General features: G+C 54.7%; 26 protein-coding genes. 13 read left to right on the top strand and 13 right to left on the bottom strand.

Features of this window, described 5'->3' with window-relative positions; genetic code table 11:
* Window positions 1–10 precede the first annotated feature (10 nt).
* The 3 genes from trpB (at window position 11) to AACV31_RS03520 (ending at window position 2,545) form a co-directional block, all read left to right on the top strand.
* Window positions 11–1,204, top strand: coding sequence for a tryptophan synthase subunit beta (gene trpB, locus AACV31_RS03530; RefSeq protein WP_007761956.1), 1,194 nt, complete (start codon window positions 11–13; stop codon window positions 1,202–1,204).
* Window positions 1,204–2,013 (top strand): tryptophan synthase subunit alpha, encoded by an 810-nt coding sequence (gene trpA, locus AACV31_RS03525; protein WP_015741463.1) that lies wholly within the window; start codon window positions 1,204–1,206, stop codon window positions 2,011–2,013. Before trpB ends, trpA begins: the two co-directional genes overlap by 1 nt.
* Before the next feature lie 403 nt (window positions 2,014–2,416).
* Entirely contained in the window at window positions 2,417–2,545 is a 129-nt protein-coding gene (locus AACV31_RS03520) for a hypothetical protein (RefSeq protein ID WP_007761961.1), read from the top strand.
* A 130-nt stretch (window positions 2,546–2,675) separates the two neighbouring features.
* Here the strand turns inward: AACV31_RS03520 and ompW are convergent, their stop codons facing one another.
* Window positions 2,676–3,308 carry an outer membrane protein OmpW gene (ompW, locus tag AACV31_RS03515; protein WP_007761963.1) on the bottom strand — a complete coding sequence of 211 codons (633 nt, stop codon included), beginning with the start codon at window positions 3,306–3,308 and terminating at the stop codon, window positions 2,676–2,678.
* A gap of 282 nt (window positions 3,309–3,590) precedes the next feature.
* Between ompW and AACV31_RS03510 the strand changes: the two genes are divergently transcribed.
* The 5 genes from AACV31_RS03510 (at window position 3,591) to yciA (ending at window position 8,354) form a co-directional block, all read left to right on the top strand.
* A complete protein-coding gene (locus tag AACV31_RS03510; RefSeq protein WP_075198573.1) occupies window positions 3,591–3,998 on the top strand; it encodes a YkgJ family cysteine cluster protein in 408 nt (135 codons plus the stop codon).
* Between the two features lie 24 nt (window positions 3,999–4,022).
* Window positions 4,023–4,766, top strand: coding sequence for a YciC family protein (locus AACV31_RS03505; protein ID WP_007761968.1), 744 nt, complete (start codon window positions 4,023–4,025; stop codon window positions 4,764–4,766).
* Between the two features lie 52 nt (window positions 4,767–4,818).
* Window positions 4,819–5,355: a septation protein A gene (locus tag AACV31_RS03500; RefSeq protein WP_007761970.1), complete on the top strand. Its 537-nt coding sequence runs from the start codon at window positions 4,819–4,821 to the stop codon at window positions 5,353–5,355.
* A gap of 244 nt (window positions 5,356–5,599) precedes the next feature.
* The gene (locus tag AACV31_RS03495) at window positions 5,600–7,789 is read left to right on the top strand and encodes a TonB-dependent siderophore receptor (protein ID WP_165154386.1); all 2,190 of its coding nucleotides are present in this window, start codon (window positions 5,600–5,602) and stop codon (window positions 7,787–7,789) included.
* A gap of 163 nt (window positions 7,790–7,952) precedes the next feature.
* Window positions 7,953–8,354 (top strand): acyl-CoA thioester hydrolase YciA, encoded by a 402-nt coding sequence (yciA, locus tag AACV31_RS03490; RefSeq protein ID WP_007698407.1) that lies wholly within the window; start codon window positions 7,953–7,955, stop codon window positions 8,352–8,354.
* A gap of 50 nt (window positions 8,355–8,404) precedes the next feature.
* On the opposite strand, the gene tonB is transcribed toward yciA, so the two are convergent.
* On the bottom strand, window positions 8,405–9,148 hold the full coding sequence (tonB, locus tag AACV31_RS03485) for a TonB system transport protein TonB (RefSeq protein ID WP_207552689.1): 744 nt from the start codon (window positions 9,146–9,148) through the stop codon (window positions 8,405–8,407).
* Window positions 9,149–9,362: 214 nt separating this feature from the next.
* Here tonB and AACV31_RS03480 point away from each other — a divergent pair, with 214 nt between their 5' ends.
* Entirely contained in the window at window positions 9,363–9,659 is a 297-nt protein-coding gene (locus AACV31_RS03480; protein ID WP_007761980.1) for a YciI family protein, read from the top strand.
* Between the two features lie 84 nt (window positions 9,660–9,743).
* Here the strand turns inward: AACV31_RS03480 and AACV31_RS03475 are convergent, their stop codons facing one another.
* Window positions 9,744–10,013 carry a hypothetical protein gene (locus tag AACV31_RS03475; protein ID WP_007761991.1) on the bottom strand — a complete coding sequence of 90 codons (270 nt, stop codon included), beginning with the start codon at window positions 10,011–10,013 and terminating at the stop codon, window positions 9,744–9,746.
* A gap of 498 nt (window positions 10,014–10,511) precedes the next feature.
* Window positions 10,512–10,685, bottom strand: a complete 174-nt coding sequence (locus AACV31_RS03470) for a YciY family protein (RefSeq protein ID WP_100207185.1) — start codon at window positions 10,683–10,685, stop codon at window positions 10,512–10,514.
* Between the two features lie 144 nt (window positions 10,686–10,829).
* Between AACV31_RS03470 and cls the strand changes: the two genes are divergently transcribed.
* Both cls and AACV31_RS03460 read left to right on the top strand, forming a co-directional pair.
* Entirely contained in the window at window positions 10,830–12,290 is a 1,461-nt protein-coding gene (cls, locus tag AACV31_RS03465; protein ID WP_075198571.1) for a cardiolipin synthase, read from the top strand.
* Window positions 12,291–12,324: 34 nt separating this feature from the next.
* Window positions 12,325–12,654, top strand: a complete 330-nt coding sequence (locus AACV31_RS03460; protein WP_105538670.1) for an HI1450 family dsDNA-mimic protein — start codon at window positions 12,325–12,327, stop codon at window positions 12,652–12,654.
* Between the two features lie 26 nt (window positions 12,655–12,680).
* Here AACV31_RS03460 and AACV31_RS03455 read toward each other — a convergent pair whose 3' ends face one another.
* The 8 genes from AACV31_RS03455 to AACV31_RS03420 form a co-directional block, all read right to left on the bottom strand.
* Complete coding sequence (locus AACV31_RS03455; RefSeq protein WP_165154388.1) at window positions 12,681–13,520, bottom strand: ion transporter; 840 nt, start codon at window positions 13,518–13,520, stop codon at window positions 12,681–12,683.
* Window positions 13,521–13,566: 46 nt separating this feature from the next.
* A complete protein-coding gene (oppF, locus tag AACV31_RS03450; RefSeq protein ID WP_015741475.1) occupies window positions 13,567–14,571 on the bottom strand; it encodes a murein tripeptide/oligopeptide ABC transporter ATP binding protein OppF in 1,005 nt (334 codons plus the stop codon).
* Complete coding sequence (locus tag AACV31_RS03445) at window positions 14,568–15,581, bottom strand: ABC transporter ATP-binding protein (protein WP_007762017.1); 1,014 nt, start codon at window positions 15,579–15,581, stop codon at window positions 14,568–14,570. The genes oppF and AACV31_RS03445 overlap by 4 nt, the downstream gene beginning before the upstream one ends.
* Before the next feature lie 11 nt (window positions 15,582–15,592).
* Window positions 15,593–16,501, bottom strand: coding sequence for an oligopeptide ABC transporter permease OppC (gene oppC, locus AACV31_RS03440; protein WP_007762018.1), 909 nt, complete (start codon window positions 16,499–16,501; stop codon window positions 15,593–15,595).
* A 14-nt stretch (window positions 16,502–16,515) separates the two neighbouring features.
* The gene (gene oppB / locus AACV31_RS03435) at window positions 16,516–17,436 is read right to left on the bottom strand and encodes an oligopeptide ABC transporter permease OppB (RefSeq protein ID WP_007673995.1); all 921 of its coding nucleotides are present in this window, start codon (window positions 17,434–17,436) and stop codon (window positions 16,516–16,518) included.
* Window positions 17,437–17,519: 83 nt separating this feature from the next.
* Window positions 17,520–19,148: an oligopeptide ABC transporter substrate-binding protein OppA gene (oppA, locus tag AACV31_RS03430; protein WP_165154390.1), complete on the bottom strand. Its 1,629-nt coding sequence runs from the start codon at window positions 19,146–19,148 to the stop codon at window positions 17,520–17,522.
* 791 nt (window positions 19,149–19,939) lie between these two features.
* On the bottom strand, window positions 19,940–20,578 hold the full coding sequence (locus AACV31_RS03425; RefSeq protein WP_007762025.1) for a YchE family NAAT transporter: 639 nt from the start codon (window positions 20,576–20,578) through the stop codon (window positions 19,940–19,942).
* A 133-nt stretch (window positions 20,579–20,711) separates the two neighbouring features.
* Window positions 20,712–20,918 (bottom strand): hypothetical protein, encoded by a 207-nt coding sequence (locus tag AACV31_RS03420; protein WP_221413620.1) that lies wholly within the window; start codon window positions 20,916–20,918, stop codon window positions 20,712–20,714.
* Window positions 20,919–21,058: 140 nt separating this feature from the next.
* Here AACV31_RS03420 and adhE point away from each other — a divergent pair, with 140 nt between their 5' ends.
* Entirely contained in the window at window positions 21,059–23,737 is a 2,679-nt protein-coding gene (gene adhE / locus AACV31_RS03415; protein ID WP_165154392.1) for a bifunctional acetaldehyde-CoA/alcohol dehydrogenase, read from the top strand.
* Window positions 23,738–24,023: 286 nt separating this feature from the next.
* On the opposite strand, the gene tdk is transcribed toward adhE, so the two are convergent.
* Complete coding sequence (gene tdk / locus AACV31_RS03410; RefSeq protein WP_165154629.1) at window positions 24,024–24,629, bottom strand: thymidine kinase; 606 nt, start codon at window positions 24,627–24,629, stop codon at window positions 24,024–24,026.
* A gap of 539 nt (window positions 24,630–25,168) precedes the next feature.
* Here tdk and hns point away from each other — a divergent pair.
* Window positions 25,169–25,582, top strand: coding sequence for a histone-like nucleoid-structuring protein H-NS (hns, locus tag AACV31_RS03405; RefSeq protein WP_007679581.1), 414 nt, complete (start codon window positions 25,169–25,171; stop codon window positions 25,580–25,582).
* Window position 25,583: the final 1 nt, after the last annotated feature.

The following is a 25,583-nucleotide window of genomic DNA, read 5'->3' as shown; positions in this document are numbered from 1 at the left end:
GAAGATAATAATGAGCACACTGTTAAATCCCTATTTTGGCGAATTCGGCGGCATGTATGTGCCGCAGATCCTGATGCCCGCCCTGCGTCAGCTGGAAGAGGCGTTCGTCAGCGCCCAGAGCGACGCGGAATTCCAGGCGCAGTTCACCGATCTTTTAAAAAACTATGCCGGGCGCCCGACGGCGCTGACCAAATGTCAGAACCTCACCGAAGGCACCCGCACCACGCTGTATCTTAAGCGTGAAGATCTGCTGCACGGCGGCGCGCATAAAACCAACCAGGTGTTGGGACAGGCGCTGCTTGCCAAACGCATGGGCAAAACTGAAATCATCGCCGAAACCGGCGCAGGCCAGCACGGCGTGGCGTCAGCGCTGGCGAGCGCCCTGCTCGGCCTGAAGTGCCGCATCTATATGGGGGCGAAAGATGTCGAGCGCCAGTCGCCAAACGTGTTCCGCATGAAGCTGATGGGCGCGGAAGTCATTCCGGTGTACAGCGGCTCCGCGACGCTCAAAGATGCGTGCAACGAGGCGCTGCGCGACTGGTCCGGCAGCTATGACCGTGCGCACTATATGCTCGGCACCGCCGCAGGCCCGCACCCGTTCCCGACTATCGTGCGTGAATTCCAGCGCATGATCGGCGAAGAGACGCGCGTGCAGATTATGGAAAAAGAAGGCCGCCTGCCGGATGCCGTGATCGCCTGCGTCGGCGGCGGCTCCAACGCCATCGGCATGTTTGCGGATTTCATTAACGAAACGAGCGTCGGCCTGATTGGCGTCGAGCCTGCCGGTCATGGCATTGAAACCGGTGAACACGGCGCGCCGCTCAAACACGGACGCGTGGGAATTTACTTCGGTATGAAAGCGCCGATGATGCAGACGGACGACGGCCAGATTGAAGAATCTTACTCTATCTCCGCCGGTCTCGATTTCCCGTCTGTCGGGCCGCAACATGCATACCTGAACAGCATCGGACGCGCGGAATATGTCTCGATTACCGATGACGAAGCGCTGGAAGCCTTTAAAACGCTCTGCCGTCAGGAGGGGATCATCCCGGCGCTGGAGTCGTCTCACGCCCTCGCCCATGCGCTGAAAATGATGCGCGCCGATCCCGAAAAAGAGCAGTTGCTGGTCGTTAACCTGTCCGGGCGCGGCGATAAAGATATCTTCACCGTTCACGATATTTTCAAAGCACGAGGGGAAATGTAATGGAGCGTTATGAGCAGCTGTTTGACCGCCTGGCAGCCCGTAAGGAAGGCGCGTTTGTTCCCTTTGTGACGCTCGGCGACCCGTCGCCTGAGCAGTCGTTGCAGATTATCGACGCGCTGGTGGAAGGCGGCGCCGACGCGCTGGAACTCGGTATTCCGTTCTCCGATCCGCTGGCGGACGGACCGACTATCCAGAGCGCGACGCTACGCGCCTTCGCCTCTGGCACCACGCCGGATCAGTGCTTTGAAATGCTGGCCGCGGTGCGCCAGAAATACCCGGACCTGCCCATCGGGCTTTTAATGTACGCCAACCTGGTGTTTAGCCGCGGCGTGGATGAGTTCTATGCCCGCTGCGCCGCCGTGGGCGTGGATTCGGTGCTGGTGGCCGACGTGCCGGTGGAAGAATCTGCCCCGTTCCGCCAGGCGGCGATGCGCCATAACGTCGCGCCGATTTTCATCTGCCCGCCGAACGCCGATGACGATCTGCTGCGCCAGATAGCGTCTTACGGCCGCGGCTACACCTATTTGCTCTCGCGCGCCGGGGTGACGGGCGCGGAAAACCGCGCCGCGCTGCCGCTAAACCATCTCATAGAGAAGCTTACCGAATATCACGCAGCCCCCCCGTTACAGGGCTTTGGGATCTCTGAGCCTGCGCAGGTCAAAGCCGCCATTGAAGCGGGTGCCGCTGGCGCGATCTCTGGTTCGGCGATCGTGAAGATCATTGAGAACAATCTAAACGATCGCGCGGCGATGCTTGACGCGCTGAAAACGTTTGTCCGCCAGCTGAAAGCGGCCAGTTTGCCCGCATAACGTTGTCTTTTGAAATAAAAAGCGCGAGCCCTCGCGCTTTTTATTTCCCTGAATATCAGGGACATCCCGATTTTCATTCACAATTTTCCTTGCGAGTCCAGCGATACGATCGGCTTTTGAGCAAAATCTTAAGGCGGCCGTCGCATTCCTGACCAAAACTTATTCTCATGACAACGAAGCCCCGGCTGCAAACGCCACATGGTTTGCGGACCCGCCGGAAGGGAAACGGCAGGTTTCGGTGACAGAAAGCGTTGGAGCCACACACAGCGGCACAGACGCCGCCCCGGCCGGATCGTCGGAGGAGGTGTGGCAACTGACTTCAGACCATAAACCGCGTGAAAACGTAACGCGCAATCGCAGCCAGAACGGTCTGGCTGGATTACGGGAAAGGGTGGAGGTGAAGATGATTAACCAGCATATGATGAATAAAGCTCGCCGTGCAGCACGTGAAGCGTTAACCAAACGAAACGCCCGCAAATGGGATGAGGCCAACCGCATTATGCGTCAGGCTGCCGCCAGCGCGTTTAACTGACGTGTGGTGCCGAAGGATGTTAAGTGCCGCAAGTCGCGAGAAGCCGGTTTTCCGCTTCACCCGGCAGCAATAAAAAAACCAACCCGTCGAGGTTGGTTTTTTTATTGCTGAGAAACGCGCTGACGCGTGCTCAGAAACGGTAGCCCGCCGAGAACATAAAGACCCACGGGTCGAGACGCGTATCGATATTCTGCTGCTGGCCGTTCGCTTTGAATTTCACGGTAGTGTCGATATCCATGTACCAGACGGACATGTTAATCAGCCAGTCTTTATTCACCATGTAATCCAGACCCACCTGACCTGCCGCGCCCCAGGAATCGTCAACGCTCAAATCGCTTAAGCCACTTTTTTTACCGGTATCGTTAAAATCTTCGTCAAAGAATGTGGTGTAGTTAATACCCGCACCGATATAAGGACGCACTTTGCTTTGCGAATCGCCGAAATACCACTGCGCCATTAAGGTAGGCGGCAGTTGGTGCACGGTCGCGAGATCGCCCGTCGGGCCGAGGCCCACCTTATGACGGAACGGCGTCGCCGCCAGCAGTTCCACGCCGATATTGTCGGTCGCCATATACGTAAAGGTCAGGCCGAGCTGCGTATTGTTGTTGACCTTAAAGCCGCCCATACCCAGCACGTTGTCAGAGCCCTCTGACGGACGCACGGTCGCCGTACCTGCGCGCATAAAGAAATCACCCGCTTCATGCGCAGACGCCATACCCGAAAAACAACCCGCTAACGCCACCGCCACGATGAGTTTTTTCATTCCCGTTTCCCTTTTGTGGTTTTATTTGCCGGGTGAATATACTCACTACGAGTTAAGAAGTGATCCAACACAGATCACATTCGGGCTGCTAATTTAACATTCATTGATCTGAATTAATTTTTGCCAGCCTTGCGGCTCCGATGAATTTGATTTCAGGTCAATTTTTCCCTTTCCGCAGCCCCAAAATATATCTCGCATGCCCTCTTGCAAGTCCTTCCGGGCGGGAATAATTTAGTTTCTTCACAATTTTGAAACGATACGTTGTTTAGTTGCAGGTGAATGATGAGCGATCTCAATCCGTGCATGACGTGCGGTGCCTGTTGTGCTTATTTTCGTGTCTCTTTCTACTGGGCCGAGGCGGATGACGCGGGCGGCCCTGTCCCGGCGGCGCTTACCGAGCCGCTCACTCCTTTTCTGCGCTGCATGAGCGGCACTAACCAGAAACAGTGCCGCTGCGCGGCGCTGGAAGGTACGCCCGGCGAGGCGGTGCGCTGCACGGTGTATGAAAACCGGCCGTCGCCGTGTCGTGAGTTCGCCATGTCCGGCGAAGGCGGCGTGGTTAACGAGGCGTGCAATCGCGCCCGCGCCCGCTACGGCCTGCCGCCGCTTCCTGACAATTCCTTACCTGCCGCGCCGCTTTACAGCGCTGCCACTGCGCCATCATCCAGGGTACAATTGCCGGCGGAATAATATCTGCCAACCCAAGGAGAGTGCATGTCTATCACGGCAAAATCCGTTTACCGTGACACGGGTAATTTTTTCCGCAATCAGCTGGTCACCATCCTGCTGATTGCGCTGCTTTGCGCCTTTATTTCTATGATCCTCGGCCACGCCTTTACGCCTGGCGCGGATCAACTGGCGATTCTTAGCGAGGGCGACGCGATGAGCAACAGCGCCAGCCTGTTCGAACTGGTGCAAAATATGACGCCGGAGCAACAGCAGGTTCTGCTGAAAGCGTCGGCGGCGTCGACCTTTTCCGGCATGTTCGGCAATACGTTGCTGGTGGGCGGCGTGCTGCTGCTCATTCAAGCGGTGTCCGCCGGGCAGAACGTCAGCGCGCTACGCGCCATCGGCGCCTCCGCCCCGCTGCTGCCGCGCCTGTTTATCCTTATTTTCCTGACCACCTTCCTGGTGCAGATGGGTATTCTGCTGGTGGTGGTGCCGGGCGTGATCCTCGCGATTGTGCTGTCGCTGGCGCCGGTGATGATGGCGCAGGATAAAGCCGGGATATTTGGCGCGATGCGTAACAGTATGCGGCTGGCGTGGCGCAATATGCGCCTGGTCGCCCCTGCGGTGCTGGTATGGTTACTGGCCCGCACCGCCCTGCTGCTGTTTGCACCTGCTTTTGCCGCGCTGACGCCGCAAATCGGCGCCGTGGTCGCGGGAACGCTGAGCAACCTGCTGACCGCGCTGCTCCTCATTTATCTATTCCGGTTGTATATGCTTATCCGGGAATAACCCTTCCGCCCGCGGCGATGGTCGCTCGCGGGCCTTCTTACGGAACCGATGTATGAAGCAGTTACTCGATTTTTTGCCGCTGATCGTCTTTTTTGTCTTTTATAAATTACATGACATTTTCTGGGCGACCGGGGCGCTGATCGTCGCCACCGCGCTGGCGGTGATTTTTAGCTGGTACAAATACCGCAAGGTCGAAAAAATGACCCTGGTGACGTTTGTGCTGGTCGCGGTGTTCGGCGGGCTGACTATCTATTTCCACAATGCGGAATTCATCAAGTGGAAAGTCACCATCATTTACGCGCTGTTTGCGGGTGCGCTGCTGATTGGCCAGTGGGTAATGAAAAAGCCGCTGATCCAGAGCATGCTGGGCAAAGAGATAACACTGCCGCCACACGCCTGGTCCCGGCTTAATATCGCCTGGGCGCTCTTTTTCATCTTCTGCGGTCTGCTGAATATCTACGTCGCGTTCTGGCTTCCGGAAGCGGTATGGATGAATTTCAAAGTGTTCGCTATTCCCGGCCTGACGCTGGTCTTTACGCTGCTGAGCGGCGTTTACATTTATCGTCATATGCCGCAAGAAGAGAAGTAGTTCTCCGGCTGTTTTACTGAAAAAAACGCCCCTGCGGTTAGCGCCCGGGGGCGTTTTTTTATGCGCGATTTACCCCTCACTTCAGTTATCCCACTTTTTTTGTAAGCCATTACAGTCACATGCGCAATGATGAAGCAATTGTGGAGAAATCATGAAGAATCCCGACTTAATGTTGTAATGATAATTATTATCATTATCATGCGGGTCAGCAATTACATTTCTACACATAATGGAATAATTGATAATGTTTGAAAAAAAGCACGGGATTCGCACACCGCTGGCGCTGGCGGTAGCCTCACTTCTCGGTAGCGGCGCGACAGCGGCGCAGGCGGCTGACGTGGACGACGGCGATGTCATGGTGGTTCAGGCAACGGCCGAACAGGCGCTGAAACAACAGCCCGGCGTCTCCATTATTACGGCGGATGACATTGAGAAAGATCCGCCGGTAAACGACCTTTCAGACATTATTCGCAAAATGCCCGGCGTCAACCTGACCGGCAACAGCGCCAGCGGCAGTCGGGGCAACAATCGCCAGATTGACATTCGCGGCATGGGCCCGGAAAACACGTTGATTCTGGTCGACGGCGTCCCGGTCAGCTCACGCAACGCGGTACGCTACAGCTGGCGCGGCGAGCGCGACACACGCGGCGACACCAACTGGGTGCCTGCGGAAATGGTTGAGCGCATCGAAGTATTGCGCGGCCCGGCGGCGGCGCGTTACGGCAGCGGCGCCGCGGGCGGTGTGGTAAATATCATCACTAAACGCCCAACCAATGACTGGCACGGCTCTCTTTCGCTTTTCACCAACCAGCCGGAAAATGACAAAGAAGGCGCCACCCGCCGCGCTAACTTCAGCCTGAGCGGCCCGCTGGCGGGCGATGCGCTAACGATGCGCCTGTACGGCAATTTCAACAAAACCGACGCTGACGATTACGATATCAATACCGCGCAGAACGGCTCTTACGCCGCCGGGCGCGAAGGCGTGCGCAATAAAGACATCAACAGCGTTATCTCCTGGAAAATGACGCCGGAGCAGATCCTCGATTTTGAATATGGCTACAGCCGCCAGGGCAATATCTACGCAGGCGACACGCAGAACAGCAACAGTAACGCCAGCCCGAACGGTCTCATTCCTTTGCTTTATGGTCACGAAACCAACCGGATGTATCGCCAGAGCTATGGTATTACCCATAACGGCATCTGGGACTGGGGCCAGTCGAAAAGCGGCTTCTATTATGAGAAGACCAATAATACCCGTCTTCAGGAAGGCACCACCGGCCGCGTCGAAGGCATGATAACCAATGAGAAATACACCACCAGCCGCCTGGAAAACTATCGCGCCAGCAGTGAAATCAACGTGCCGCTGGCGTGGCTTGTGGATCAGACCGTCACGCTCGGCGCCGAATGGGATCGTGAGGAGCTTGACGATCCAGCCTCCATGCAGTCCACCAATGCCAGTAACATCACCATTGGCGATATTTCCGGCGACGCCGCCTCGCGCAGCAGTAAAAACAGCGCCACCACGGGCGCGGTCTGGTTTGAAGATAATATCGACGTGCTGCCCGGCACCGCCGTTATTCCGGGGCTGCGTTACGATCACCACAACCAGTCTGGCGGCAACTGGAGCCCGAGCCTGAACGTTTCTCAGGAGCTTGGCGATAACGTGAAGCTGAAAGCCGGTATCGCGCGCGCCTTTAAAGCGCCAAACCTGTATCAGTCGAGCAAAGGCTATCTGCTTGCCACGCGCGGCAATGGTTGCCCGATTGGAGTGAGCGGGAGCTGTTATCTGCTGGGCAATGATGATTTGAAACCAGAAATCAGCATCAATAAAGAGATTGGGCTGGAATACACACAAGACGGTTTTGATGCGGGCCTGACCTGGTTCCGTAATGATTACCGCAACAAAATCGTCTCCGGCGATCGCGTGGTGGGGTTTGCCTCTAACGGCAACAATATTCTGCGCTGGGAAAACGGCGGTAAAGCCGTGGTGGAAGGCCTCGAAGGCAATCTGACCATTCCTGTCATGAAAGAGACGCTGAGCTGGCGCACCAACGCGACGTATATGATTAAGTCGGAGATGAAAAAGAACGGCAACCCGCTGTCGGTTATCCCGAAATATACCGTGAACACCATGCTCGACTGGCAGGTGAATGACAAACTCTCCACCAACCTGAACTGGACTTTCTACGGCCGCCAGAAACCGCGCCAGGCCGCTGAAATTCGTGTTGAAGGCGACGGCAATCTTTCCCGTAAAGAAGTAGGCGCCTATTCCGTCGTCGGCGTGGGCATTAACTATGCGCTGACGAAAGATCTGCGCCTGAACGGCGGGGTCAGCAATCTGTTCGACAAAACGCTGTACCGCGAAAACGAAGGCGCCTCCACGTATAACGAACCGGGCCGCGCGTACTACGCTGGTGTAACGATGTCGTTCTGATAAACCCAGGGGGAGGTTCGCGCCTCCCCTTTCACCACCGCAAGATAGCCCCGCTTTCCCCGTTTTTTCCAGCCTTTACCCGCCTGCAACCGGTGTTATTATACCGTCGCTTCGCGCCCTTCGGGCGCAAGCCATTCACTGATAACACTAGCTGAGAAGCCCCATGACGACAGAGCAAACCACGCCTCAAGGTGAACTGGTTTTACGTACCCTGGCGATGCCCGCCGACACCAACGCCAATGGCGATATTTTTGGCGGCTGGCTGATGGCCCAGATGGACATTGGCGGCGCGATCCTTGCCAAAGAGATAGCCCATGGCCGCGTGGTGACGGTACGCGTCGACGGCATGACGTTCCTGCGCCCGGTCGCGGTTGGCGATGTGGTGTGCTGTTACGCCCGTTGCGTGAAGCGCGGCAATACATCGGTGACGATTAATATTGAAGTGTGGGTGAAGAAGGTTTCTTCCGAGCCGCTTGGCCAGCGCTACCGCGCGACCGAGGCGCTGTTCATTTATGTCGCGGTCGATGACGACGGCAAACCACGCCCGCTGCCGCCGGTGGCGTGACGACGTAAAAAAGCCAGAGACAATGCTCTGGCTTTTTTTCACATGCAGCGTTACTGCATGGTGGCGCCGCCATTGATGCGGAACACGATATTCACAATCAGGCCCGTGCCGGGCTTACCGGCTTCATAGCGCCATTTGCGCATCGCCTGTTTCACTTCGCGCTCAAACATATTGGCGGGTTTAGCGGACAGGATCTGCACATTTTCCACGCTGCCATCCGCCGCCACATCAAACTTCACGCGCACCTGCCCTTCCATACGCAGCGCATAGGCGCGCGCCGGATATTGCGGCTGGTTGCGGCTTAACGCGCGCGGGCCTGCGGGCGCGACATTCGCAGGCGCGGCGGGCGCCGGGCGCGACGCCGTCGCGGTAGTGCGCGTCGGCGTATTATTCTCAAACGGCGACGCCGGGCGAGGTTCGGCCGGTTTCACTTCCCGCTTCGCGGGCTCCTCCACCTTTTTCACCGGTTTAGGTTTCGGCTTAGGCTTCGGTTTCGGCTTCGGTTTTTCGATAACAACCGGCGCCGCTTTCGGCGGCTCCGGCACTACCTCGGGTTCCGGCTCTGGCTCTGCCACAGGCTCCGGCGGCGGCGGTACGACTTCAGGCTTCGGCGGCTCCAGCGATTCAGGCGCGACCATCGTTACTGAAATCGGCTGCGATGGCGCAGGCATTTCAACCACCTGATTTGCCGAGGTATAAAGCACGGCCGCCGCCACAATCGCGCCGTGGATCGCGACGGACAGTAGCGTCGGCCACGGAAAACGGCGAGGCATATCAAGGGTCATGGAAGTCATAGTCGTTTCACTGAATGAATGAGAGCTTAATTTTAAATGCAAATAGCAATCATATTCAACAACTCAGCCCGGTTCCTTGCGGTTTCTCTGGCGAACCGCTGAAAAAACCCGCTTGAATGTTAAGGATTTAACAGCCCGTTCAACTTTGCGTTGCACACCTGCTGGCTTTCACCTACCGTTATTTACCTTGCCGTTTCATAAAAAGGAGTGCGACATGCTTTATGTCATTTACGCGGAAGATGTGGCTGATTCACTGGAAAAGCGTCAGTCGGTGCGTCCTGCGCATCTGGCGCGTTTGCAGCTGTTACGGGATGAGGGGCGTCTGCTGACCGCAGGGCCAATGCCTGCGGTAGACAGCAACGATCCGGGTGCGGCAGGTTTTACCGGCTCAACGGTAATTGCGGAGTTCACCTCGCTGGAGGAGGCGCAGGCCTGGGCGGAGGCAGACCCGTACATCGCCGCTGGCGTTTATAAAACCGTCGCGGTGAAGCCTTATAAAAAAGTATTCTGACCGCGGCCGACAGGCTGCGTAGTGCAAAGGGCATTAACCTTCGGTGTGCCCTTTTTTTGCGCGGCCATTTTACCTGATAGCGTATTACTTGCCGCCCTGCACCAGTTGCAGCACCGTTGCCGGGGCGTGGTTTCGTGCGCTATGACATTTATGGGACGTCACGAACTGACGTGCCGCCTCGCAGGCGGAGACGCTCTCAGGCAGGCGCTGGCTGACGGTCACGGCCTCTTTAGCAAAGCCAAAAATTCCACTCGTTAATGTTCTGTCTTCAACGGTTCTGGGTCTTGCGCCGCAGGCTCCCTTGCGTAACAAAAATTTATGGATTTCTGTCAGAAATTCCTCTTGCTTAGTCATAAACGCTCCAGCAGTCACGGATGTAAGTTGTACCTGTAGGAATACAAGCTGTCGATAACCTTAATCTACCCTGGCCTGACCAGAAACAATCGCCGGAAATAACATTAAAAATGCTTCATTTTACATAAGAGCAATTATCACCGGCGGGAATACACCATATATTACAAATTGTGAATTTACGTTAAGTTTCGAAAAGTATTTTAAACGCATGATTTACATAATGTTCTTTCTGTTTACTCAGCATATTCTCAGATTGCAAATATTTAAAATTCCCACTTTCAGGCTGTCGATTTCTTATACCAGAATATTCCTAATTTTATTTAAATCCATTAGCGCGACGCGGGAAGTCGCGTCGCCAAATTTATCTTATTGCCATGAAGAGTAATGAGGTGAAAAAAGGAGGAATTTGCCGTAATTCGCGCGGCGAAAATGCAGGTGAAAACAGAGGCCGTTGCGGGGATATTTCGGGGCACCGCAGGCGGTGCCCTTTCACTACGTTTAGCGATCGTGGATGGCGAACAGCAACGAATTGCGCTGACGATTCACAAGACATTTTCTGATAGCGTGAATTCGCATATTGCGTCGGGATTGCGCTTCCAGCCAGCGAGCTTTACGCCGTTGAGACTGCCGCTGCATGCGCCAGCGCCCAACTTCGGTTCTACTACGCCTCATTTCTGATACTCTTGACTGAAACAGAACCGTCATTATAGCCCCTTCCCGCCGGCAGACCAGCCCTTTTCTGACAGGTTCTGATTGGAGCGCGACAGGGTTGTGCGTAAACTCTTAACGATACGCTTTTTAAAGGATTTTTAAACTATGACCACCTTCTACACGGTAGTGAGTTGGCTGATCATTCTGGGATACTGGCTACTCATCGCAGGCGTCACGTTACGTATTCTGATGAAACGCCGCGCCGTCCCTTCCGCCATGGCCTGGCTGCTTGTCATTTATATTCTGCCGCTGGTCGGGATAGTGGCGTATCTGTCGGTCGGCGAGCTGCATCTGGGCAAACGCCGCGCCGAACGCGCCCGCGCCATGTGGCCCTCGACGGCCAAATGGCTTAGCGATCTTAAAGCCTGTAAACATATCTTCGCCGAAGAAAACAGCGCGGTGGCGAGCGCCCTGTTCCAGCTTTGCGAGCGCCGTCAGGGCATCGCGGGCGTTAAAGGCAATCAGCTGCAACTGCTGACCTCTTCCGACGACGTGATGCAGGCGCTGATCCGCGATATTCAGCTCTCCCGCCATAATATCGAGATGGTCTTTTATATCTGGCAGCCCGGCGGGATGGCCGATCAGGTTGCGGAATCGCTGATGGCGGCGGCCCGGCGCGGCGTGCACTGCCGCCTGATGCTGGACTCCGCGGGCAGCGTCGCGTTCTTTCGCAGCCCCTGGGCGGGCATGATGCGTAACGCAGGCATCGAAGTCGTAGAGGCGCTGAAGGTTAACCTGATGCGTGTTTTCCTGCGCCGTATGGACCTGCGCCAGCATCGCAAAATGATAATGATAGATAACTATATTGCCTACACCGGCAGTATGAATATGGTCGACCCGCGCTTTTTCAAACAGGACGCGGGCGTCGGTCAGTGGGTGGATCTGATGGCGCGTATGGAAGGCCCCGTCGCCACCGCGATGGGCATCGTCTACTCCTGCGACTGGGAGATTGAAACCGGCAAACGCCTGCTGCCGCCTCCGCCGGATGCCAATATCATGCCGTTTGAGCAGGCCAGCGGGCACACGATCCATACCATCGCCTCCGGGCCGGGCTTCCCGGAAGATCTCATTCATCAGGCCCTGCTGACCTCGGTGTATGCGGCGCGCGAATATCTGATTATGACCACGCCCTACTTCGTGCCGAGCGACGACCTGTTGCACGCTATTTGCACGGCGGCGCAGCGCGGCGTGGATGTCAGCATTATTCTGCCGCGTAAAAACGACTCCCTGCTGGTGGGCTGGGCGAGCCGCGCCTTCTTCAGCGAGCTGCTGGCGGCGGGCGTGAAGATTTATCAGTTTGAAGGCGGGCTGCTGCATACCAAAAGCGTGCTGGTCGATGGCGAGCTGAGCCTGGTCGGCACCGTCAATCTGGATATGCGCAGTCTGTGGCTTAACTTTGAAATTACGCTGGTCATTGACGACGCCGGTTTTGGCGCCGATCTGGCCGAAGTGCAGGATGATTATATCTCCCGCTCGCGCCTGCTGGATGCGCGCCTGTGGGTGAAACGTCCATTCTGGCAGCGCGTGGTGGAGCGACTGTTTTACTTCTTCAGCCCGTTGCTGTAAAACGTGCCCAACATCATTTACTGGGGTAGTCACGATGGAAATGGATCTGAATAACCGCCTGACGGAAGACGAAACGCTCGAACAGGCTTACGATATTTTTCTGGAGTTGGCGGCGGATAATCTCGACCCGGCAGATATCATTCTGTTTAATTTACAGTTTGAAGAGCGCGGCGGCGCGGAGCTGTTCGATCCGTCTGAAGAGTGGCTTTCGCATGTCGATTACGATCTGAACCCGGATTTCTTTTCGGAAGTGGTTATTGGCCTTGCGGAGAATGACGGCGACGAAATTACCGACGTTTTTGCCCGCGTGCTGCTGTGCCGCGAAAAAGACCACAAGCTGTGCCACATTCTGTGGCGTGAGTAATCGCCAGCGGCGCGGCTTTCGCCGCGCTATGGTTTCCCGCCCGCTATTTTCTCACCGCATTCCTGACAATAGTTCGCCTGCTTTTGATATTTCGCGCCGCAGGCCGGGCAGCGCTGCGCCTCTTTTTTCTCTGCCAGCGCGTTGGTCATTTGCGAGGTAATAATGCCGGTCGGAATGGCAATCACCGAATAGCCAATCAGAATGAGCAGCGAGGCCACCGCGCGCCCGCCTGCGGTATGCGGCGTGATATCTCCGTAACCGACCGTCGTCACCGTCACCACCGCCCAGTAGACTGACGTGCCCAGCGTATTGAACCCGCTCGACGCGCCTTCGATGCCATACATCAGCGCGCCCGCAATTACCATGACGATGGAAATAAACGCATAGAACGCGATGAGTTGGTGACGCGCATTGACTATCGCCTGCCAGAGCACGCTGGTGGATGACATCATCCGCAGCAGCTTCAGGATCCTCAGCACACGCACAGCGCGTAAGGCTCGCCAGATAAAGAGATAGTTAATGCCCAGCTCCGGCCAGAGCCAGAGCACATAAAGCGGCAGCGTTGTCGCCAGATCGATAATGCCCCAGAAGCTCAGCGCATAGCGCGCCGGATTCGGCCAGACCAGCAGGCGCAGCAGATATTCCACCGTAAAGACGCCCGTAATGCCTATCTCCAGCAGGACGAAGATATGCCATTCGTCATAAGAGAGATGATACTGCGTGCCGAGACCGGACTCGATAAAAACGACAATGACGCTGAAGAGCGCGAACAGCCCGCAGAGCGCTTCAAAGCGTCGGCCGCTGCGCTGATGCTGATCGAAAAGGAAATGGTAGGCGCGCTGACGATATTCGGTTATCCGTGACACGTTGTCCTCGCAAAAGAAAAGGGCTGGCACCTGCCAGCCCTTGCGATTATAACGGGTCCACCTTCAGACAGGAAACCGCATGGCGGAAACTGCCTTCCAGCACCGGACGCGTCTGGGCGCATTCCGGGCCAGCCATCGGGCAACGTGTGCGGAACACGCAGCCCGACGGTGGATTGATAGGCGACGGCAGCTCGCCCTCAAGCAACTGAATGGTTTTATTCTTTTCGAGATCCGGGTCAGGGATTGGCACCGCCGACATCAGCGCGCGGGTATAAGGGTGCAGCGGATGATGATAAACCTCATCGTAGGTGCCAAGCTCCACAGCATGCCCCAGATACATCACCAGAACGCGATCGGAAATGTGCTTCACCACGGCGAGATCGTGGGCGATAAAAATCAGCGACAGCCCCATTTCACGCTGCAGTTTCTGCAGCAGGTTCACCACCTGCGCCTGAATGGACACATCGAGCGCGGAGACCGGTTCGTCGCAGATAATCAGCTTCGGCTCAAGAATTAGCGCGCGGGCGATGCCGATACGCTGGCACTGACCGCCGGAAAACTCATGCGGATAGCGGTTAACCAGGTTTGGCAGCAGGCCCACTTTCATCATCATCGCTTTGACGCGGTCACGCACTTCCTGACGCGGCATTTTCGGATGATAGGTGCGCAGCGGCTCGGCGATGATATCGCCAATGGTCATACGCGGATTCAGCGACGCCAGCGGATCCTGGAAAATCATCTGGATATCGCTGCGCACATCGCGCCACTCTTCCTGCTTCATGCCCAGCAGATCTTTGCCAAGCCACGCCACGCGGCCGCTGGTGGCTTTCACCAGACCAATAATCGCGCGCGCGAACGTGGATTTTCCGCAGCCGGACTCCCCTACCACGCCCAGCGTTTCGCCCTCATACAGGCGCAGCGTGACGCCGTCGACCGCTTTTAACGTTTTGGACGGCTGCCAGAACCACTGTTTGCCGTCTTTAATGTCGAAATGCACCTTGAGATCGGCCACTTCGAGCAGAACTTTTCTCTCTTCAGCTACGGTGCTCATTTCAGCTCCTCCACCGGTTTAAAGCAGGCGCGCAGGCGGCCTGGGGCGAACTCTTCCAGCGGCGGCGTCGTGCTGCAAATTTCCATCGCGTGCGGACAGCGCGGCTGGAACGGACACCCTTTCGGCAGGCGCAGCAGGTTCGGCGGATTACCCGGAATAGTGAGCAGAGATTCGCCTTCCGCGTCGAGGCGCGGGACGGCGTTGAGCAGACCGATGGAATACGGGTGCGCCGGATCGTAGAACACGTCGCGCGCTGCGCCATATTCCATGGTGCGGCCCGCGTACATCACCAGCACTTTATTACAGATGCCCGCAACCACGCCGAGGTCGTGGGTGATCATAATAATAGCGGTGTTGAATTCACGCTTAAGCTCATTCAGCAGCGTCATGATCTGCGCCTGAACGGTCACGTCGAGCGCAGTGGTCGGCTCATCGGCAATCAGGAGCTTAGGACGACACAGCAGCGCCATGGCGATCATCACGCGCTGGCGCATACCGCCCGAGAATTCATGCGGATACATGCGCATGCGCTTGCGCGCTTCCGGCATTTTGACCGCGTCCAGCATCCGGACCGATTCCTCAAACGCTTCGGCTTTGCTCATGCTTTTATGCAGCATCAACACTTCCATCAGCTGCTCGCCAACACGCATATACGGGTTCAGCGAGGTCATTGGATCCTGGAAAATCATCGAAATCTGCTCGGCGCGCAGGCGGTTTAACTCGCGCTCCGGCAGGTTGAGGATTTCACGGCCGTTGAACTTCGCCGACCCGCCGATGCGGCCGTTGGCGGCAAGCAGGCCCATCAGCGCGAACGCCGTCTGGGATTTGCCGGAGCCGGATTCGCCGACGATGCCGAGCGTTTCCCCGGCGCGCAGGCTGAAGTTCAGGTCGTTGACGGCGGTGACATCGCCATCCGGAGTTTCAAATGTGACGCGCAAATCTTTAACGTCAAGCAGCGTCGCTTGAGACGCCGCGGTCTGTTGCGGCGCAGAGAGTTCAATGGTGCTCATGGCGGCACTCCTTAACGATCTTTCGGGTCGAGGGCATCACGCAGGCCATCGCCGATAAAGTTAAAACAAAACAGGGTGACCACCAGGAAACCCGCCGGGAAGAGCAGCAGCCAGGGCGATACTTCCATCGAGTTGGCGCCATCGCTCAGCAGCGCGCCCCAGGAGCTGAGCGGCTCCTGCGTACCGAGGCCGAGGAAGCTTAAGAAAGATTCAAACAGGATCATGCTTGGCACCAGCAGGGAGGCGTAAACCACCACGACGCCCAGCACGTTCGGTACGATATGACGCACCACGATATTCGCCGTCGACACGCCGCCCACCTGGGCTGCCTCGATGAACTCTTTGCGTTTCAGGCTCAGCGTCTGACCGCGAACGATACGCGCCATATCAAGCCAGGAAACCATCCCGATAGCGACAAAAATCAGCAGGATATTTTGACCAAAAAAGGTCACCAGCAGAATCACGAAGAACATGAACGGGAAGGAGTTGAGGATCTCCAGCAGACGCATCATGACCGAATCCACTTTGCCGCCGAGATAGCCGGAAAGCGAACCGTAAAGCGTGCCGACAATCACCGCCACCAGCGCCGCCGCGACGCCTACCATCAGCGAGATACGCCCGCCAATCGCGACGCGCACCAGCAGATCGCGCCCGGAAGAGTCGGTGCCGAACCAGTGGCCGGATTCAGTATCCGGCGGGCTCGACATCATGCCCCAGTCGGTATCGAAGTAACTGAACTGCGACAGCATCGGCGCCAGGGTCACGAACAGCGCAATCAGCACCAGAACAATCAAACTCGCGACCGCCGCGCGGTTATGCATAAAGCGACGGCGGGCGTCCTGCCACAGGCTACGTCCTTCTACTTCCAGTTTTTCACTGAAGTTTTCCAGCGCCTCGCTGTTTTTCTTACTCAACATCATGGCGTACTCCAGTGTCAGTAACGAATTTTCGGATCGATAACGGCATACAGCACATCGACGATCGCGTTAAACAGAATGGTCAGCGCGCCGACCAGAATCGTCAGGCTCAGTACCAGCGAGTAGTCGCGGTTCAGCGCGCCGTTTACGAACAGCTGGCCGATGCCCGGCAGGCCGTAGATGGTTTCGATGACCATCGAACCGGTGATGATCCCGACAAATGCCGGCCCCAGATAGGAGAGCACCGGCAGCAGCGCAGGCTTCAGCGCGTGACGCAGTATAATGCGGCGCATCGGCAGCCCTTTGGCGCGGGCGGTACGAATAAAGTTGGAGTGCAGCACTTCAATCATCGAACCGCGGGTGATACGCGCGATACTGGCGATGTAAGCCAGCGACAGCGCGACCATCGGCAGGATCATGAATTTCAGCGCCCCGCCGTTCCAGCCGCCGCCCGGCAACCAGTGCAGCGTGATGGCGAAGATCATGACCAGCAGCGGCGCGACCACGAAGCTCGGTATGACCACGCCCGTCATCGCCACCCCCATGACGGCGAAATCCCACTTCGTGTTTTGCTTGAGCGCGGCCATAACGCCTGCCGCTACGCCTAAAATAACGGCCAGTAAAAACGCCGCAGCCCCTAATTTCGCAGAAACCGGGAAACTGGAAGCCACCAGATCGTTAACCGAATAGTCCTTATATTTAAAGGACGGACCGAAATCACCTTTCGCCAGTTGCTTCAGATAATTGAAGTACTGGGTCATGATGGGGTCATTAAGATGATATTTCGCCTCGATATTCGCCATCACTTCCGGCGGCAAATTACGTTCGCCGGTAAAAGGACTCCCCGGCGCGAGACGCATCATAAAGAAGGAGATAGTAATAAGGATAAACAGCGTCGGAATCGCTTCCAGACAGCGACGTAAAATAAATTTCAACATTGCCCGTACCTTCTGGCGTGTGCCTTTGACTCACGGAAAAATAAGACACAGTGGGGCAGAAAATCCTGCCCCACGAATTGCCATTAATGTTTGATAATATACAGGTTTTTAACGTAGACATTATCCAGCGGGTCTTTACCGGTGTAACCACCTACCCACGGTTTCACCAGACGGGCGTTTACGTAGTAATAGACCGGCACGATGACGGAATCTTTATCCAGCTGCTGCTCCGCTTTATTGTAGAGTTCGCTGCGCTGACCTTCATCGCTCACCTGCAGCGTTTCCTGCATCACTTTATCGAACGCGTCGCTCTTGTAATGCGAGGTATTGTTGGAGCTGTTGGACAGCATGGTGTTCAGGAAGGACGTCGGTTCGTTGTAATCCGCACACCAGCCCGCACGCGCTACGTCAAAGTTGCCCTGATGGCGGGTGTCCAGGAAGGTTTTCCACTCCTGGTTTTCCAGCTTCACGTTCACGCCCAGGTTTTTCTTCCAGATGGACGCGGCAGCAATCGCCAGTTTTTTGTGCAGATCGGAGGTGTTGTAAAGCAGATCGAACGTCAGCGGCTTGTCGGCGGTATAGCCCGCTTCGGCCAGCAGTTTTTTCGCTTCGGCGTTACGTTGTTCCTGACTCATTTTGAACCAGGCCGGTTCGGTGAATTTCGCACCGTCGGTGTACGGCGGGGTGTAACCATAGGCTGGCAGGTCGCCCTGGTTTTTCACTTTATGGACGATGATATCGCGATCCAGACCCAGCTTCAGCGCGGTACGTACGCGCGGATCGTTAAACGGCGCTTTCTGGTTGTTGATCTCGTAATAGTAGGTGCACAGATACGGGTCGACATGCACTTCTTTCGGGATCTCTTTTTTCAGCTTCTGGAACAGTTCAATCGGCATGTTGTTATAGGTCATGTCGATTTCGCCGCTGCGGTAGCGGTTTACGTCGGTCACTTCAGAAGAGATAGGCAGATAGGTCACTTCGTTGATAACGGTTTTCGCGTTATCCCAGTAGTTGGTGTTGCGCTCAAGCACGATGCGCTCGTTCACCACCCAGGATTTCAGTTTGTACGCGCCGTTAGACACGATGTTCGCCGGCTGGGTCCATTTCTCGCCAAATTTCTCAACGGTGGCTTTAGGCACCGGAGACATGGAAGAGTGCACCAGCAGTTTGTAGAAATACGGGACCGGCTCGCTGAGGGTCACTTCCAGCGTATGGTCGTCGATCGCTTTTACGCCAAGATCGGTGGCAGGTTTTTTACCGGCGATGATGTCGTCGATATTGGTAATATGACCGTATTGCAGATAGCTTTCATACGGTGAAGCGGTTTTCGGGTCAGCCAGGCGCTGCCAGCTGTAGACGAAATCCTGGGCCGTAACCGGCTCGCCGTTGGACCATTTGGCGTCTTTACGCAGATGGAAGGTCCAGACTTTAAAATCTTTGTTTTCCCACTTTTCGGCAACGCCCGCGCTCGGGTGGCCTTCCACATCCGTTACCAGCAGGCCTTCGAACAGGTCGCGGTTGATGTTGGACTCAGGCACGCCTTCAATTTTATGCGGGTCGAGCGACTGCACTTCTGAACCGTTGTTGCGCACCAGCGTTTGTTTCTCCGCCAGTTGCACACCCGCAGGAATATTCGCAGCCATTGCGTTTCCCGCGATTAGCGCAGAAAGAATTCCCGCTGCTACCAGACTTTTTTTTGTGATGATGGACATTGTGTTGGTACTCCACTCATTATTATTACTGACGAAAGTCAGCCCGTTCTCCCCTGATGGGGACCTGTGCAGCGCAGGAGCTTTCGCGTCCGCCAGGTGGTTTTTCTTTTTTACTACGTGCTATCACCGACTTTATTTATCACGGCTGCTCTCTGGCAGCCTGGCGTCGATTCTTTTGCTGCCCTTCCCTGTTTAAGGACAGTCTCTTTTCGCGCTACCTGTTGAGAGTAAGCGCTTTCATACGAAAATCATTCTCGTCTGCTGATAATTCGCAGGCAAATGTTTTGCCGGAAAGTATCAAATGCGTGAATTGTGCGCCAATACAATTTACAAATTTGTTAACCGCTTCTCTTTTGTCGCGAAAGAAGTCGTCGCGGCAACCCATCGAGAAACCGCGAGTTTTTCTTGCTTTGCGTTTATTATCAGTCAGTTAACCCGATTTTACACTGGAGATGCGGCGTGTCACTTCGCTCACAGCGCACCACAACATAAAATTAACAATTGAACAAAAATTAGCACATTTATCTGCGGTGGCGATGAATTTACTAATATCATTTCGTTAAACCCGCATCAATACTCAAAGTATCATGTGATAAAAATAACAGACTGATTGCTTTATTTATGAACGCACAAGAGGTTCCTGACACTGTAATTCATTGTTTTAATAATGCTTTGCCAGATATCAGATAAAGTTATGAAAAGAAAAGAGTGATGGGGAAGGTTATAGGAAATGCTAATACTAAAAGAAAAAAGCGAAGCTTCCGCTCCGCTTTTCTTGAGAAATAAAATGACTAACTTACCAGGCCCGGAAAAAGCGCTTTAATCCCCGTCACAATAAATTCAATGCCCAGGGCCATCAGCAACAGGCCCATAATACGGGTGATAACGTTGATGCCGGTCTGACCCAGCAGACGAACCAGCCATGGCGCCAGGCGGAACACGCCCCAGCAGCAGGCGGCGAAAAGCGCAATCGCAAGGGTAAAGCCCAGCATATACTGCCAGCTGTGAAAGCGAGTGCCCCAGACGATCGTCGAGCTGATAGCCCCCGGCCCCGCCATGAGCGGCAACGCCAGCGGCACCACGCCAATGCTTTCGCGAATCGCGGTTTCTGACTTCTCCTGCTTATTCTGCTTATCCTCGCCGAGTTTTCCGCTAATCATCGACATCGCGATGGTGACGACCAGAATGCCGCCCGCGATCCGGAAGGAGTCAATCGAGATGCCGAACACCTGCAAAATGGCGTCGCCCAGAAAAAGCGACGTCCAGAGAATAATGGCGACCGAGAGGTTGGCAGTCAGGTTGGTTTTATTGCGCGCGGCCGCCGTCTGATAGCTGGTCATACTGATAAAGACAGGGATGATGCCCACCGGGTTTACCAGCGCGAACAAACCGATAAAAAATTTAAAAAATGTAGGCAAATCAAACAGCATAGAATTCAAGGGAAGCTCCGCAGATTGGTAGGGCAACGGCGTGCGTAATGTAATCCAAAACCCCTGGCTACGCTACGGCATTACACCTTTATACATTCCTGATCTCGCGCCCGTTTGACCGCGTCGACCTGTGTTATTCTTTTGTTGAGTTTATGGTAATTTTAATTTCCACAACTGTAGCAAATATATTAATCACCGCTGAATTGCCGTCATAAGGGCTGCTGAAAGGAGTCAGCATGGGGTTAAATTGATTTAGATCACGCTTTTGATAACCAGAAGTGAGTATCTTGATGATGCCGCCAGGGAGTAAAACATTTTCCAGAAAAATGTATTCAGGCAAGGCTCTTTTAGTAAATCAGCGGAGGTTTAGGGTCGTCGTACTGGTAAACCTGTCTGTAACGCACGCTGTTTGGGGCTGACTATACTGTGGTTTCGAGCAGATGATTTACTAAAAGAGTTTAACATTATCAGGAGAGCATTATGGCTGTTACTAATGTCGCTGAACTAAACGCCCTCGTAGAGCGCGTCAAGAAAGCCCAGCGTGAATATGCCAACTTCACCCAAGAACAGGTTGACAAAATCTTCCGCGCCGCCGCTCTGGCCGCTGCAGATGCTCGAATCCCCCTCGCTAAAATGGCCGTTGCCGAATCCGGAATGGGTATCGTGGAAGATAAAGTGATCAAAAACCACTTTGCTTCTGAATATATCTACAACGCCTATAAAGATGAGAAGACCTGCGGCATCCTCGATGAGGATGACACCTTCGGCACTATCACCATCGCCGAACCTATCGGTATTATCTGCGGTATCGTTCCGACGACTAACCCGACCTCAACCGCCATTTTTAAATCGCTGATCAGCCTGAAAACCCGTAACGCGATCATTTTCTCCCCGCACCCACGTGCGAAAGAAGCCACTAATAAAGCTGCGGATATCGTACTGCAAGCGGCTATCGCTGCAGGCGCGCCGAAAGATCTGATCGGCTGGATTGACCAGCCTTCCGTTGAGCTGTCTAACGCGCTGATGCATCATCCGGATATCAACCTGATCCTGGCAACCGGTGGCCCGGGCATGGTGAAAGCAGCATACAGCTCCGGTAAACCGGCTATCGGTGTAGGCGCCGGTAACACTCCAGTCGTTATCGACGAAACTGCCGATATTAAACGTGCGGTCGCGTCTATCCTGATGTCCAAAACCTTCGATAACGGCGTTATCTGTGCATCAGAACAGTCCGTCATTGTTGTCGATTCTGCCTATGACGCGGTGCGCGAACGTTTTGCGAGCCACGGCGGCTACCTGCTGCAGGGCGCTGAACTGAAAGCAGTTCAAAATATCATCCTGAAAAACGGCGGTCTGAACGCGGCTATCGTTGGTCAGCCGGCCGTGAAAATCGCGGAAATGGCAGGCATTACTGTGCCGTCCAGCACCAAGATTCTGATTGGCGAAGTCTCTCTGGTTGATGAAAGCGAGCCGTTCGCTCACGAGAAACTCTCCCCTACCCTTGCGATGTACCGTGCGAAAGATTTTGAAGATGCGGTAGAAAAAGCGGAAAAACTGGTAGCGATGGGCGGTATCGGTCACACCTCCTGCCTGTACACCGATCAGGATAACCAGCCGGCCCGCGTCTCCTTCTTCGGCGACAAAATGAAAACCGCGCGTATCCTTATCAACACGCCGGCTTCTCAGGGTGGTATCGGGGATCTCTACAACTTCAAGCTGGCACCGTCTCTGACGCTGGGTTGCGGCTCATGGGGTGGTAACTCCATCTCTGAAAACGTTGGTCCGAAGCACCTGATCAACAAGAAAACCGTTGCTAAGCGAGCTGAAAACATGTTGTGGCATAAACTTCCGAAATCTATCTACTTCCGTCGCGGCTCACTGCCGATTGCGCTGGATGAAGTGATTACTGATGGTCACAAACGCGCCATGATCGTGACTGACCGCTTCCTGTTTAACAACGGCTACGCCGATCAGATCACCTCTGTGTTGAAAGCCGCGGGTGTTGAAACTGAAGTGTTCTTTGAAGTCGAAGCTGACCCGACCCTGAGCGTAGTTCGCAAAGGCGCCGAGCTGATGAACTCCTTTAAACCGGACGTTATCATCGCGCTGGGCGGCGGCTCCCCGATGGATGCTGCGAAAATCATGTGGGTCATGTATGAGCACCCGGAAACCCACTTCGAAGAACTGGCGCTGCGCTTTATGGATATCCGTAAACGTATCTACAAGTTCCCGAAAATGGGCGTGAAAGCGAAAATGATCGCTGTGACCACCACCTCCGGTACCGGTTCTGAAGTGACCCCGTTTGCGGTGGTAACCGACGACGAAACCGGCCAGAAATATCCGCTGGCGGACTACGCGCTGACCCCGGATATGGCGATTGTCGATGCCAACCTGGTGATGGATATGCCGAAATCGCTCTGCGCGTTCGGTGGTCTGGATGCGGTAACCCACGCGCTGGAAGCTTACGTTTCTGTGCTGGCGTCTGAATTCTCCGATGGCCAGGCGCTGCAGGCTCTGAAACTGCTGAAAGAAAACCTGCCGGCGTCCTACCATGAAGGTTCGAAAAACCCGGTTGCGCGTGAACGTGTTCACAGTGCCGCGACCATCGCCGGTATCGCGTTTGCGAACGCCTTCCTGGGCGTGTGCCACTCCATGGCGCATAAACTGGGTTCGCAGTTCCATATTCCGCACGGTCTGGCGAACGCCCTGCTGATCTCCAACGTTATCCGCTATAACGCGAACGATAACCCGACCAAGCAGACCGCCTTCAGCCAGTACGACCGTCCGCAAGCGCGCCGTCGTTATGCTGAAGTTGCCGACCACCTGGGTCTCTCCGCTCCGGGCGACCGTACCGCAGCGAAAATTGAGAAACTGCTGGCATGGCTGGAAAGCATCAAAGCAGAGCTGGGTATTCCGAAATCCATCCGCGAAGCAGGCGTTCAGGAAGCTGACTTCCTGGCTAATGTCGACAAGCTGTCTGAAGATGCCTTCGATGACCAGTGTACTGGCGCTAACCCGCGCTATCCGCTGATTGCCGAGCTGAAACAGATCCTGCTGGATAGCTTCTACGGTCGTGAGTACAAAGAAGGCGCTGAAGCAGTTCAGGCCGAAGCCGCTCCTGTTGTAAAAGCTGACAAAAAAGCGAAGAAAACCGTTTAAGATTATTATCTGAACGTAAAAACCCGCCGCCTGGCGGGTTTTTTTTGCCCTGCGAAAATCAGTCAGGTGCGCTGCGCACTGCGCGTACCAGAAACGCGGCTAATCAATGCCGCCCAGGCTCGCCTTTGCAACAAAGCAGCTTCTCTTATACACACGCAGCCTGATACACACGTCGTACCGGTCTGTAGCCCATTACGCGAACACGCCAGCCCCTGTTCCATAAAAAAGCCTCAGCGTGGCTCTGAGGCTTTTTCTGACAGGATCCCAGGGGAATAACGATGACGTGTTAATGCCCCTGCACGGCCTTTAAAGAGCTCTTCTCAAGCGCTTCTTTATAATGCTTACGACACACCGACACATAACGTTCATTTCCGCCAATGACAACCTGTTCACCTTCATTATAAGGCCGGCCCTCATGGTCGAGACGAAGCACCATGCCCGCCTTACGACCGCAAAAACAGACGGTTTTCAGTTCCACCAGTTTATCCGACCACGCCAGCAGATACTGACTACCTCCAAAAAGTTCGCCACGAAAATCCGTACGCAGGCCATAACAGAGCACGGGAATATCCAGCTTATCGACCACTTCAGACAGCGCATAAACCTGCTCACGCGTTAAAAACTGGCTTTCATCCACCAGTACGCAATGAACCGGGGCCTCGTGGTGGGCGTCGCGAATATCGTTGAATAAAGATGTCTGAACATTATAAAGCCGCGCGGGCGAGGATAATCCTATACGGGAACTCACCTTCCCGGCGCCAAAACGATCGTCAATTTCCGCCGTATAAACCAGCGTGCGCATTCCCCTTTCCTGGTAGTTATATGACGACTGGAGTAATGCTGTCGATTTACCGGCATTCATTGCCGAATAGTAAAAATAAAGTTGCGCCATCTGCTCGATAACCCTGGCTAAAGTGTTGATACGTTGCCGCCAGTGTATCATATTCTCGGCGCAGGCACCCCGCCGCCCAGACCCGGTGCGGACATATCTTATATAGTGATACGCGAAAGGATCAACGCTCAACACTTTGAAACAAATTGCGTCTCATATTGTGGATAAAGTGTGGAGAGAGCAGCCATTTTAGCCACTTAATCAAATAGGCATTGCTTGCTGACTATTCTAATAAGAGCCTGTCCTGGGCTACTGAAGGAACCACTAATACATAGGCAGGATATTTTTCTGGGCCGATAATAATCCCTTAAAAAATGGTGTTTCTCTGAAGAATTGGAGCCTGACGCCGCGCAGGACACCGCATTTTACCCCGTCAACTTTGTGCGTCAGTTCAAGAAAAATTTAAGTGTCGCTTTTTTAAATGCGCACAAATAATCCGATATTTTGACTTCCTTACATTTCGGCCTATTGCAGAACTGAATTTAAGGCTCTATTATTACCTCAACACACCACCCCATTATAAGTTTGAGATTACTACAATGAGCGAAGCACTTAAAATTCTGAACAACATCCGTACTCTTCGTGCACAGGCGAGAGAATGTACTCTGGAAACTCTGGAAGAGATGCTGGAGAAATTAGAAGTGGTTGTAAATGAGCGCCGTGAAGAAGAAAGCGCCGCCGCTGCGGAAATCGAAGAACGTACTCGTAAATTACAGCAGTACCGTGAAATGCTGATTGCTGACGGTATTGACCCGAATGAATTGCTGAACAGCATGTCTGCCGCTAAAACCGGTACTAAAGCGAAACGTGCTGCACGTCCGGCTAAATATCGTTATACCGACGAAAACGGCGAAAGCAAAACCTGGACTGGCCAGGGCCGTACGCCTGCTGTGATCAAAAAAGCGATCGACGAGCAGGGTAAACAGCTGGACGATTTCCTGATCAAGGATTAAT

The sequence above is a fragment of the Cronobacter sp. EKM101R genome (assembly GCF_963888145.1).
In the GTDB taxonomy this organism is placed as follows: Bacteria; Pseudomonadota; Gammaproteobacteria; order Enterobacterales; family Enterobacteriaceae; genus Cronobacter; species Cronobacter turicensis.
This window is presented reverse-complemented; position numbering and strand designations above follow the sequence as displayed.